General features: G+C 42.9%; 10 protein-coding genes and 1 pseudogene. 9 read left to right on the top strand and 2 right to left on the bottom strand.

Going from position 1 to position 11,784, the window contains the following annotated elements; translation table 11 throughout:
- Positions 1–2,122, bottom strand: a pseudogene (locus R3X28_RS18970) (hypothetical protein); the annotation flags it as partial.
- A gap of 417 nt (positions 2,123–2,539) precedes the next feature.
- Here R3X28_RS18970 and R3X28_RS18965 point away from each other — a divergent pair.
- The 6 genes from R3X28_RS18965 (at position 2,540) to R3X28_RS18940 (ending at position 8,095) form a co-directional block, all read left to right on the top strand.
- Entirely contained in the window at positions 2,540–3,289 is a 750-nt protein-coding gene (locus R3X28_RS18965) for a hypothetical protein (protein WP_282056999.1), read from the top strand.
- The gene (locus tag R3X28_RS18960; protein WP_282057000.1) at positions 3,276–4,055 is read left to right on the top strand and encodes a carboxypeptidase-like regulatory domain-containing protein; all 780 of its coding nucleotides are present in this window, start codon (positions 3,276–3,278) and stop codon (positions 4,053–4,055) included. Before R3X28_RS18965 ends, R3X28_RS18960 begins: the two co-directional genes overlap by 14 nt.
- Positions 4,056–4,106: 51 nt before the next feature.
- Positions 4,107–4,613 carry a DUF6702 family protein gene (locus tag R3X28_RS18955; protein WP_317666435.1) on the top strand — a complete coding sequence of 169 codons (507 nt, stop codon included), beginning with the start codon at positions 4,107–4,109 and terminating at the stop codon, positions 4,611–4,613.
- A gap of 61 nt (positions 4,614–4,674) precedes the next feature.
- A complete protein-coding gene (locus R3X28_RS18950) occupies positions 4,675–6,981 on the top strand; it encodes a M1 family metallopeptidase (RefSeq protein WP_317666433.1) in 2,307 nt (768 codons plus the stop codon).
- A 190-nt stretch (positions 6,982–7,171) separates the two neighbouring features.
- Complete coding sequence (locus tag R3X28_RS18945) at positions 7,172–7,510, top strand: twin-arginine translocase TatA/TatE family subunit (RefSeq protein ID WP_154367798.1); 339 nt, start codon at positions 7,172–7,174, stop codon at positions 7,508–7,510.
- A gap of 12 nt (positions 7,511–7,522) precedes the next feature.
- The gene (locus R3X28_RS18940; protein WP_154367800.1) at positions 7,523–8,095 is read left to right on the top strand and encodes a phosphatase PAP2 family protein; all 573 of its coding nucleotides are present in this window, start codon (positions 7,523–7,525) and stop codon (positions 8,093–8,095) included.
- On the opposite strand, the gene R3X28_RS18935 is transcribed toward R3X28_RS18940, so the two are convergent.
- The gene (locus R3X28_RS18935) at positions 8,061–8,702 is read right to left on the bottom strand and encodes an O-methyltransferase (RefSeq protein WP_317666431.1); all 642 of its coding nucleotides are present in this window, start codon (positions 8,700–8,702) and stop codon (positions 8,061–8,063) included. The two genes, R3X28_RS18940 and R3X28_RS18935, sit on opposite strands and share 35 nt — an antisense overlap.
- Before the next feature lie 78 nt (positions 8,703–8,780).
- On the opposite strand from R3X28_RS18935, the gene R3X28_RS18930 reads away from it, so the two are divergent.
- From R3X28_RS18930 to R3X28_RS18920, 3 genes are read left to right on the top strand one after another with little or no spacing between them, the layout of a single operon-like run.
- The gene (locus R3X28_RS18930; protein ID WP_154367804.1) at positions 8,781–9,239 is read left to right on the top strand and encodes a GNAT family N-acetyltransferase; all 459 of its coding nucleotides are present in this window, start codon (positions 8,781–8,783) and stop codon (positions 9,237–9,239) included.
- A 60-nt stretch (positions 9,240–9,299) separates the two neighbouring features.
- Positions 9,300–10,574 carry a kynureninase gene (gene kynU, locus R3X28_RS18925; RefSeq protein WP_317666429.1) on the top strand — a complete coding sequence of 425 codons (1,275 nt, stop codon included), beginning with the start codon at positions 9,300–9,302 and terminating at the stop codon, positions 10,572–10,574.
- 48 nt (positions 10,575–10,622) lie between these two features.
- The gene (locus R3X28_RS18920) at positions 10,623–11,777 is read left to right on the top strand and encodes an MFS transporter (RefSeq protein ID WP_317666427.1); all 1,155 of its coding nucleotides are present in this window, start codon (positions 10,623–10,625) and stop codon (positions 11,775–11,777) included.
- The last annotated feature ends 7 nt before the right edge of the window (positions 11,778–11,784 follow it).

The raw sequence follows: 11,784 nt of genomic DNA, 5'->3' as shown, positions 1-11,784 counted from the left end.
TTGAAATTGTCGAATCGTCATAGAAAGCCCCCCCGTCGGTGCCACTTGCGGAGATTGAATTCCCTGTATCGCCACTCACGATTGTGGGTGTTGCAATCGAGCCTATCTGTGTGTCGACATAAGTCTTGACCGCGGTTTCTGTAGGGAAGAGTGTATTGGTTGCATCTGCCAGGTTCACATCGGTTGATTTGTTGGCCGCATCCTCTTTTGTTCCGATTGCAGTAGCCAATGCAGCATCAGTTGCGAATGTCAAATCTAAATCGATCGTGGGTAGAATGTTAGTACCTTCAGCTATGTCTAACCCCGTCCCGTTTAAGGCAAAGGAGGTAATGAGTTCATCACTAGGATTCGCTGTTCCTCCAGAGGAAATACCATCAATTTCAGTCTGTAATTCCTCGATGGCCGCTTGCACGTTTCCACTCGTTGTATTTCCTGTAGCTGAAAAAGTGACATCCGCCGCCGTTGGGGTTCCTCCTGCCAGAGAACTTAAATTTGCAGTTTCAGTCCCTCCATTGTCAATGGTTAATGTTAAGATGTTAGTAGTATCGTCAAATGTGAAATCTGATATTGTCTGTTCGTCAGTATTCAAGAATGGAGTTAAATTTATAGGTGTGCCACCGTCTTCTAGGGTTAATAGATTTCCAGGCTCCAAGGTAAGTTGTTGTTCATCTGTATCAACAGTACCAGGGGGGAGATCTACAAAACCTCCATCAGTTAAAGATATCCGATTACCGGATATACTTAATTGTTGTTCATCTGTATTATCTAAATAGGAAGCAAGGCTTATTGGGGTCCCTCCATCTTCCAATGTTAATACATCACTGGCCAATGTTAATTGTTGATTATCCGTATTAACGGTAGCCGCAGGCAAATCAACCCATTCAACAACTCCTGAAGCGTTAGTACTTAAATAGCGCCCATTCGTTGGTGAAGGTTCAATCTTAATTGGGGTAACAGCTGCATCTGCGATATCAATTTCTTGTATGGTCCCATTAAGAATCCTGTTGGAATTTATTGTATTGGCCGCAATTTTAGCATTGGTTACCTGACCATTTAAAATTTTAGCCGTGGTTATCGCATCATTTTCAATGGTTATCACCCCCGTGTTATCAATGGTGGCATCCCCGCTCATGGCAACACTTGTGGCTACATTGGATGCGTTGCCCACATAGATCTCACCATTGTTCAATGTACTTACGGCCCCCGTGGCATTGTCCACATACGTTTTTACCGCATTCTGGGTAGGGAAAAGGTCTGCTGAATTCCCTAAGGCCACATCATCCGATTTGTTGGCGGCGTCTTCTTTTAAAAGTATATTGTCGGTATTGATCTGTATGTTGTCCGCATTCAATCCAATATTCAAAGCGTTGCTTAAAATACTTGCCGTATTGGTGTCAATTTCTGAACTGTTGGTGCTAATTTCTCCCGCATTCACAGCAATGGCATCGGTATTTACCTGTATGGCATCCAAAACGGGCTGCTCATCATAGAATGCGCCTTCATCGATTCCGATCATGATATCATTACCGGTATCCCCACTAATGATATCGGTACTGGTGATAAAGCCCGGGGTATTGGTAAAACTCTCCAAGGTAACTTGGCTGGTATCCAGGGCATCGATCCCCACAGCATTGTCGATGATCTCTTCCCGGCCAACGGCATCGTTCCCCAATTTATCGTTTCCTATACTGTTGTTCTGTATGTCCACACCATTGATACCGCCATCCACGATCTGTTCGGTTCGTATACTGTTTTGTGCTACCTCAATATGGTTGTTTTCGCCATCGGTGGTAATTACGATGGTACTTCGGGTGTTTACGAAAGGTTCGGTGGTTAAATTGGGTATGCCGCCCACTTCTTCACAAATATTGATCCATTCGGTACCATTATAATAATGTACGCACTGCAGGTCGGTATTATAGACCACCGCCCCGGGTAAGGGGGTAATGGCATTCATCTCGGCCGTACTTACTCGGGTGACCACCAATACACGGGAGCCACTTTCGAGCTCTAAGACCGATGATGGGTCAATGGTCTGGGGATTGTCCCCGATCTTGATCTGCCCTTTTGCACCCGTGCCCAATAAAAGGCCTAAAACCAGAAAAAATAGTGTTCTTTTCATTTGTTCTTATTTCTTTCTTCTATTCACAAACTGCTTTGATAAAACAATTGTTTTTCTTGATACCCTACCCTATACGACCTTCGTTGATGATTATCGGTACGGTAGTGTATCACAAATTTTAAATAGCGTTGTTCAATCCTTTTTTTACCTGAATTTTGAAAGGAATGCACCTTTACGGTGACCAACAAAAATAGAATTATATAAATACATACCTAACTTTTGGTGTTGAAATAACCGCTAATCCGGTTAAAGGGTCATCTTCTGGGTTGAATGTTTTAAGGTTTGGTTATTAGAGGTTTAGTAGTTCGCTGAATAGTCATTAGAAACGGTGTTAAAACAAATTAACAAAAGTTTAGAGCCGACTGTTTTTAAATACCGTTTAGTTATGTTTCCTTTATATTTTGTAAATTATACTTGATGAAATCACTTTTACTATCCGTTTTTTGTTTTTTGTTCGTTTATACCGGGTTTTCCCAAGAAGACGATCGTGGCTACCTTAGGGGGCAGGTGCTCTATATGAACAGTTATGTGCCCAATGAGAACGTCATTAATACCACGGCACAGGTAGCTACCATTACCAATGCCAAAGGGGAGTTTTTGATCCGTGTAAAAGAGGGCGATGAATTGGTTTTTACGGCCCTTAATTATCAATTGCGGGTTGTTCTTATTACCGAGGATATCATTCGTAAAGGACGCTTGGTGGTCGAGGTGGAAGAAAAGGTGACCGAACTTGATGAAGTCGTGGTAACCCCCGAACAGCAAGAGAAGTTCCTACAGGTAAAGAACGAGGAATTTAAGGAGTACGAGTACGAGAACGATCGATCAAGTGAGGTAGAGAATATTGCCATGCCCCAATACCAAAGGGGAATGAAAGACGGTATCAATTTCGTGAACATCTTTAAGGCCTTGGTAAATTCGGATAAAACGACACCAGAGGAAAAACGGCCCCAGTTAAAATTGAGCCAGGTGATGCGACAGGTGTATGATGATAGCTTTTTTGTGAACGACTTAAAGTTGCCCCAAGATAAGATCGATGCGTTTTTGATCTATTGCGATCACCAGATGCCGGCACGTACCCTTTTAAAAAAGGAAAACGAATTTGAGTTGATAGAATTTTTGGTGAACCAGAGTAAAACGTTCCTGAGCCAAATAGATGAGGAAAAGTAGGCTACTGCTTATCTTATTGTTTATTATGGGTGCCCGAATCAGCGCCCAGACATTTCCAAGTAAAGAAATAGAGGGAAGGGTCTATAGTGAGAGCGGCGATGTGGCCGCTACACATGTTATCAATACGTCTGCCCATAAAGCTTCGATAACGGATAATGAGGGATTCTTTTCCATCACCGCCAAATTGAACGATACTTTGGTCTTTTCCGCCGTGCAGTACAAACGTAAGACGATGGTCGTGACCCCAGCGGTTTTCGAAAGCAAATTACTCTATGTACCCATGGAAGAATTGGTGACCGAGTTGGACGAGGTCGTGGTAATGCCCTATAACCTAACGGGGGACATGGCGACAGATTTAAAACGCACCCAGATCGAACCCGTGGTTACCGCATCTACATTGGGCCTGCCGAACGCTTATGTAAAATTACCTACCCAGGCCGAAAGGGAATTGTTCGCCGCAACGGCAAATCCTTTTATGAGTTTCGACCCTTTGATCAATGCCATTTCCGGACGCACCAAGATGTTGAAACAACGGGTGGCCAGGAATGAAAAGTATGAACGTACCCAGCGCGTAAGGGCATTTTATGCGGATACGCTTTTTGTTACCGAATTGAATATCCCGAAAGAAAAGATAGCCGATTTTATGTATTTCTGTGAGGTAGACCCAACCTTTCAGTATTTGGTAGATTCCCATGACCAATTTAAAATATGGGAATACATGCGTAAAAAGAGTAAGGTATATAGGGAAAACAATGCGATGGATTAATACTGGGATCGGCACAACTATTGCAACGGTTTTATAGAAATATTTTAGTACATGAAGGTTTTAAAAAAGAGTTTGGTCCTATTGCTATTGCCCTTGTTGGCATTTACGGCGGCCCATAAGTATTACGTAAGCGTAACGAATATCAATTACTCGGAGAAAGACCAGGCCTTTCAGATCACAACACGTATATTCATCGATGATTTTGAGGCATTGCTCAAAGAGCGGTACGGCCTTGAAGCGAAATTGGCCACTGATAAGGAGTCCAAGATGGCCGATGCTTATATCGGGAAATACCTAAAGGCCAAATTCTTAATACATATTAATGGGGAACAGAAGCAATACCGTTTCTTGGGCAGAAAATACGATAACGATATCATGGTCTGTTATCTCGAGATTCCCGATATACCCGGTAACGACATTACATCGATAACCGTGCAGAACGAAGTACTTACCGATCTTTATGATGAACAACAGAATCTGGTGCATGTAAAGGTGAAAGGGAAAAAGAAAAGTTTTGTTCTCATTAAGGAGAATAATAAAGGAATGTTAAACTTATAACATCAATTAATTAATCGTTAAAAAAATTTTAAATTTCCGTCTTAATCTAATTAGAGATCATATGAATAGAATCAAGTATGGTTTTGCTTCTATTTTCTTCTTGTTCGCGGCAGTTATGACCGCACAGGAAGATGGGCAAAATACCAAGGAACAGGGGCACACCAACCTAAGTAAGTTTAAACAGATGTATGAGGAGTTCGCAACTCCAAATACCTATCGCTCCGCTTCAGGGGCGCCTGGGCCGGATTATTACCAGCAGCAGGCCGATTATAAGATAGATGTTGAGTTGGATGATAAAAATGCCAAAATCTACGGTACCGAGACCATTACTTATACCAATAATTCCCCCGACGACCTAGAGTTTTTGTGGGTGCAGTTGGATCAAAATGTACGGGCCAAGGACAGTAAGTCGCCTCTTCGTAACGGTGGGGGAGTGCCTTTGGCAGAGCAACCGGGAGGTTTTGTGGGTAAATATTTGGATGAGCCTTTTGATGGAGGATTCAATATAGAATACATTAAGGATGCCTCGGGTAAGCCCTTATCATATACGATCAACCAGACCATGATGCGGGTGAACATTCCCGAACCACTTAAGAGCAAGGAGCAATTGTCCTTCTCGATAAAGTGGTGGTACAATATTCCCGATCATACGGTGAACAGGGCACGTTCAGGATATGAGTATTTTCCAGAGGATGGCAATAGGGCTTATGTCATAGCGCAGTTCTTTCCAAGAATGGCCGTTTATAACGATGTTGAAGGATGGCAAAACCATCAATTCTGGGGTAGTGGTGAATTTGCCCTTCCTTTCGGGGATTATGAAGTGAACATTACGGTACCTGCCGATCACATTCTCGATGCTACGGGAGAACTTCAAAATAGGAAAGACGTTTTCACAAAGGAAATGATGAGCCGTTACGAGAGAGCAAAGAAGTCATACGACAAACCTGTGGTCATCGTTACCCAAGCAGAGGCCAAAGCCGCTGAGGTAGGTTTCTCAGAACAGAAGAAAACATGGAAGTTCAAGGCGAAGAACGTCAGGGATTATGCTTTTGCCACCTCCCGAAAATTCATTTGGGACATGCAGGCCGTAAAATTGGGCAGTAAAGATGTAATGGCCGTTTCCTTATATCCGAAAGAAGGTAATCCGTTATGGGGCGATTATTCTACCATGGCCGTGGTACAGACCTTGAAAACCTATTCCAAACATACTTTTGATTATCCTTACCCAAAGGCTATTTCGGTACATGCGAAGAACCAGGGAATGGAATATCCCATGATCTGTTGGAATTACGGACGGCCCAACGAGGATGGTAGTTATTCGGATCGTACAAAATTCGGAATGCTTAGTGTCATCATTCATGAAGTAGGACATAATTTCTTCCCGATGATCGTGAATTCCGATGAGCGCCAATGGGGATGGATGGATGAAGGATTGGATACCTTTATGCAGTATTTGACCGAACAGGCTTTCGGTGAAGCGCATCCAGATGTGATCGCTCCGGAAAGGTCATATCCTTCACGAAGGGGAGACCCAAGTAAGATCGTACCGTATATGAGTGGGGACCAAAGTACCATTGCCCCGATCATGTCCAACCCAGAGAATGTATACCAATTAGGTTCCAACGCCTACAGTAAACCGGCAACTGCCCTGAATATTTTGAGGGAAACGGTAATGGGTCGCGAATTGTTCGATCATGCATTTAAGACCTATGCACAACGTTGGATGTTTAAACACCCTACTCCCGAGGATTTCTTTAGGACCATGGAAGATGCTTCGGCCGTTGATTTGGATTGGTACTGGAGAGGTTGGTTCTATACCACCGATTATGTTGATATTGGGGTAAAAGGAATCAAAAAGTATTATGTGTCGGATAAACCCGGTAAGAAAATGCGGGAATACATGGCCGCGCGTAACCTAACCGAAAGGGATTTAATGCCATTGGTTTATCTAGTAGATGAGGATAGTGAGGATTTTGATGCCAGGTTAAAAGGCAAAGCCCCATCTGAAAGTTCGCAGAACCTTAAGGAATTCATGATGGATCATATGACCGCGGAACAAAGGGCCAAGGTTAAGGAACCAAAGTATTTTTACGAAATCACCTATGATAAACCAGGAGGTATACCCATGCCATTGATCGTGGAATATACCTATGCCGATGGCTCCAAGGAAAATATAACCTATCCTCCTGAAATTTGGAGAAAGAACGATGCCGAAGTAAAACTGGTGCTTTCTTCACAGAGTGAATTGGTGAATATACAAGTGGATCCCAAATTGGAAACTGCCGATATCGATACCACCAACAATTCATGGCCTAGACAAGAGCAGCAAAACGACTTTGAAAGGTTTAAACAAAACGTAAAAGGCTAAGAAGGCCTTTATGGGACCCAAGAGGGGCTCTAAAAGTGTGATTCATAACTATCTGGAGCACTGGGTGTAATGGGAATAAAATGAACTTCGGTAAAATGTTGTTCCCTGCGCCGCTTTAATTTGATAGGCGAACACGTTATTTAGAGCCCCTCTTTTTTAATTAGCAATTTATCTTCACTATATTTGGCGTATGTATTCGATGTTATTTTTATTTATCAGCGGGGCTGAGATATTTTTCATCATGTTCATTGTGGTGATGGTATTCGGTGCGGATAAGATTCCCGATATCGCCAGGGGATTGGGAAAAGGAATGCGCCAACTCAAGGATGCCACCGAAGACATAAAACAAGAGATCCAGAAAAGTGCCGAAAAACAAGGTATAGATACCAGTTTCGTCGATGATATTAAAAAGAACATCAATGATGTAAAGGGAAACCTGGAATCTGGACTTGGGGAAGATCTGAAAAAAGGATATCAGGACGTTAAGAAGAATGTCGATGACGTTACCGGTACCATAAAGCGGCAATAAATACGAACACCTATGCTAGAAAGAATTCTGCAATGGGATAGGGAAACACTCATTTATTTAAATAGTCTAGGGATTGAAGAGTACGATCATTTTTGGTCAACGGTGACCAATATCTATACTTGGACGCCTTTGTTCCTGTTTTTTTTCGTGCTTATCTTCTGGAAATACAAACGAAAGGAAGCCATTTTCGTAACGCTTACCGTTTTGGCCTTGGTAGGTTTCATATTATTGGCCACCGATGTGACCAAAGGCTACTTTGCCCGGTTGCGACCCAATAATGATCTGGATGTAAATTCGTTGATCCGTGTTTTGCACAATCCATCCAGTTTTAGTTTTTTCTCGGGACATGCGGCCAGTTCTTTTTCCATTACCACGATCATAGTCCTATTTCTTAGGAAAAGGGTAAAGTGGTGCTGGGTATTTTATGTTTGGCCCCTGCTTTTTGCCATGAGCAGAATGTATCTGGGGGTACATTACCCGGTAGACATTATCGTTGGTGCCCTTGTGGGCATCTTATCGGCATTCGCTTTTTACAATCTTTACAAAAGGATCATAGTACCCTACTTAGGGTTAACCCATCCCTGATAGGTAAAAGAACGGTTTCGATTCGGGGGTCTTCTTTCAGCATTCGATTGTATTCCAAGAGAATTTTAGTGGTCTTGTCCTTGTCCTTTACAGGTTCTACCACCTTGCCCGACCACAGCACATTATCGGATAGGATAATACCGCCCGATCTGGTTTTTTTGATCGCGGCCTCGAAATATTTGGGATATTCCTTTTTCTCGGCATCAATGAATACCAGGTCAAATGTCATGTCCAAGGTCGGGATGATCTTTAATGCATCTCCCGTATGTTGTATTATCTGTGGCCCAAAATTACTTTGGTCAAAGTATTTGCGCTGAAAGCCGGTGAGTTCTTCATTCACGTCGATGGTATGCAATTGCCCATCTTTTCGGAGACCTTCTGCCAGGCACAAAGCCGAATATCCGGTGTAGGTGCCTATTTCAAGAATATTCAAAGGGCCGATGATCTTAGAGAGTAAACTCAATACCCTTCCCTGAAAATGCCCGGTGATCATTCGTGGTTGAATAACCTTAAGGTGTGTCTCGCGGGATAGGGCCTTTAGCAATTTCGGTTCGTTTTCCGAATGGTCCTGAATATAATCCTCGATTATCGATGACAAAAAATGCATAGGTAAATTTTCGGTAAAAATATGTAAATATGTGCTACCTTGAAATTTCAATACATTGACTTTTTAAAGCATTATTATATGGATGTAATTGAAATAAGGGAGGCAAATCATGGTGATCTGGAACTTTTGCGCAGTTTTGAGCAAGGGGTGATAAAGGCAGAAAGACCTTTTGACCCCACGTTGGATGTAGATCCCATTTCCTACTATGATCTTGGGGCAATGCTCCAAGACAACGATGCACATATCGCGGTAGCCGAAATTCAAGGTAAGGTAATCGCCTCGGGTTACGCCTTGATCAAACCTGCTAAACCGTATTTGGCCCATCAATATTATTCTTATTTGGGGTTTATGTACACTTTGCCCGAGTATCGCGGAAAGGGAGTGAACGGAAAAATATTGGAATATCTTAAAGAATGGTCATTTTCAAGGGGATTGAAAGAGATTCGTTTAACGGTCTACGATGATAACCAAAATGCCATTAGGGCCTACGAAAAGGTGGGGTTCAAAAAGCATATCATTGAGATGCGGATTGAATAACAGCGAATGAAAGCAACTTACTTTTAAACTGAAATTGTACTTTTGAATAAAAAGAAGACTATGCAATTTCAGAATACACTCACTTTTGCACAGCAGTTGGATGCTGAGGATATATTAAGAAAATATAGAAAGGAGTTTTATTTTCCCCAAATAGAAGGTAGGCAGGTCATTTACTTTACGGGCAATTCGCTCGGATTACAACCTAAATTGGCCCAATCCTATGTTGATGAGATCATGGGGGATTGGAGGATGCTCGGGGTCGAAGGTCATTTTCATGCCGATAAGCCTTGGTGGGATTATCATGAGCGTTTGGCCGGCCCATTGGCAAAAATAGTAGGTGCCGAGCCCGAAGAGGTTTCCGTAATGAATACCTTGAGTGTAAACCTGCATTTGTTAATGGTCTCATTTTACAATCCTACAAAGACCCGGTTTAAGATCTTATGCGAGGAAAAAGCTTTTCCCAGTGATCAATATTTATTGAACAGTCAAGTCCGTTTCCATGGTTTGGATCCCGAAGAAACCATAGTCGAAGTTAAGAAAAGGGAAGGGGAACATTTTTGGCGAACCGAGGATGTACGCGCTAAAATTGAGGAATTGGGCGATGAACTTGCCCTGGTTTTGATCGGCGGTGTCAATTATTATAACGGACAGGTGTTTGATATGGAGGGCATAACCAAGGCCGGTAAGGCCGTAGGGGCCCGTGTTGGATGGGATTTGGCCCATGCAGCCGGGAATATCACCTTGAAATTGCACGATTGGGATGTTGATTTTGCGGCCTGGTGCAGCTATAAATATATGAACAGTGGACCTGGGAATGCCTCAGGTGTGTTCATTCATAAAAAACATTTGGGTAATACCGATATACAGCGGTTCGAAGGCTGGTGGGGAACAAAAAAGGAAACCCGTTTTTTAATGAAACCTGTTTTTGAACCTATGGAAACCGCAGATGCTTGGCAAATCAGTAATCCACCCGTATTGGCATTGGCACCTTATTTGGCTTCCCTTCAACTTTTTGAGGAAGTAGGTATGGATGCCTTGATCGCAAAAAGGAAACGGATCGTTGCTTATTTGGAATTTATTCTGAATGAAATCGCACAGGCAGTGGAGGGGAGTTTTGAGATCATTACTCCCAAGGACCGGGGCTGCCAACTTAGTGTACTCTTGCACGGGCAGGGAAGGCCACTCTTTGATTACCTGATGAAACACGGGGTAATTGCCGATTGGCGAGAGCCCAATGTCATACGATTGGCACCGGCCCCTTTTTATTGTTCTTATGAAGATATGTACCGATTCGGACAGATATTAAAGGATGGTATTTTGACTCAAAACGATTAGCCGCCAAAGGCTATTTTAAGTAGTTTTGCCCTTTAAAAATCAAGCCTGATGAAATCACTACGATTGATTTTAAGTAATCCACGCTATTTTGGGCCTGCTTGGGTATTCGCCAGTTTAAATATCCTTTTTGGGACCTGGGTTATTAATATTCCCTCCGTCAAGGAGAATTTGGGAATAGACAAGGCCGATCTGGGTATTGCCATATTTTTTCTATCCTTGGGAATATTTACCATTTTTCCCATTGCCGCTAAAATCATTAATAGGATCGGGGTGGGTAAAGCCACCTTTTTCGGAATAATGGGAAGTAGCTTTATGGCTCTTTTACCATTAGTGGCCCCAAATCATTATACGTTAATGGCGGCATTGTTCTTTTTCGGGGCTGCAAACGGCTTTACCGATATAGCCATGAACACCTTGGTTACCGAGATAGAGAAAAAAGACAAACAAATGTTCATGTCCGCGGCCCATGGTTTTTTCAGTTTGGGTGGTGTATTGGCCGGTTTGGGTAGTTTTTTGATTCTTACGATCGGGAGCCCGCCATTACATATGCTAATTGCGGTAATTCTTGTTCTTGGAATTAATGCGATTTTCTTTAGACGATATTACCATATTAAAGCGGCCCCCGTGAATAAGGAGCCTTTTAATTTTAAACTTTTTAAGCCTTTGTTGGTCATAGGTATCGTTGCCTTTGTGGCCATGGGGACCGAAGGGGCCATTGTAGATTGGAGCGGTCTGTATTTGAAAGAAATAAGTATGGCTCCCGAAGCCCTTTGGGGAGCAGGTTTTTTAGGTTTTCAAATAACAATGACCTTGGGTCGTTTTGTCGCCGATGCCATTAGTACACGAATCGGGTCGGTAAAAATCGTTGCCTTGGGTGCGATCATAGCTATCGGCGGATTTGTAATGGTACTTTCAACCTTGACCTATGTGGCCATTGCCGGATTTGCATTGATCGGTCTGGGTTTTTCGGTCATGGCTCCGGAATTGTTCCGTATAGGAGGTAATGTCCAGGGAATAGATTCTTCCCAAGGGGTTTCCTTTATTGCAGGATTAGGTTATACCGGGTTTCTACTGGCTCCGCCAGTACTAGGGTTTGTAGCCAAGAAATGGTCATTGCTAACCTGTTTTACGGGCTTGCTGGGTTGTGTGGTGCTAATTTTGATGGCTACCTTACTGTTGAACCGAAAACGGCCGAAGGCCTAAGTACGGT

This window comes from Maribacter sp. TH_r10 (genome assembly GCF_033101095.1).
Taxonomy (GTDB): domain Bacteria; phylum Bacteroidota; class Bacteroidia; order Flavobacteriales; family Flavobacteriaceae; genus Maribacter_A; species Maribacter_A luteus.
Note: the sequence above shows the minus strand (reverse complement) of the source record. Positions and strands in the feature narration are given on the sequence as shown.

Excerpts from the sequence above, each read along its gene's own strand:
- R3X28_RS18940 (WP_154367800.1), top strand. The coding sequence starts at position 7,523 with ATGCTAGAAAGAATTCTGCAATGGGATAGGGAAACACTCATTTATTTA.
- R3X28_RS18950 (WP_317666433.1), top strand. The coding sequence starts at position 4,675 with ATGAATAGAATCAAGTATGGTTTTGCTTCTATTTTCTTCTTGTTCGCG.
- R3X28_RS18960 (WP_282057000.1), top strand. The coding sequence starts at position 3,276 with ATGAGGAAAAGTAGGCTACTGCTTATCTTATTGTTTATTATGGGTGCC.
- R3X28_RS18920 (WP_317666427.1), top strand. The coding sequence starts at position 10,623 with ATGAAATCACTACGATTGATTTTAAGTAATCCACGCTATTTTGGGCCT.
- R3X28_RS18965 (WP_282056999.1), top strand. The coding sequence starts at position 2,540 with ATGAAATCACTTTTACTATCCGTTTTTTGTTTTTTGTTCGTTTATACC.
- R3X28_RS18945 (WP_154367798.1), top strand. The coding sequence starts at position 7,172 with ATGTATTCGATGTTATTTTTATTTATCAGCGGGGCTGAGATATTTTTC.
- R3X28_RS18935 (WP_317666431.1), bottom strand. The coding sequence starts at position 8,702 with ATGCATTTTTTGTCATCGATAATCGAGGATTATATTCAGGACCATTCG.
- R3X28_RS18955 (WP_317666435.1), top strand. The coding sequence starts at position 4,107 with ATGAAGGTTTTAAAAAAGAGTTTGGTCCTATTGCTATTGCCCTTGTTG.
- R3X28_RS18930 (WP_154367804.1), top strand. The coding sequence starts at position 8,781 with ATGGATGTAATTGAAATAAGGGAGGCAAATCATGGTGATCTGGAACTT.
- kynU (WP_317666429.1), top strand. The coding sequence starts at position 9,300 with ATGCAATTTCAGAATACACTCACTTTTGCACAGCAGTTGGATGCTGAG.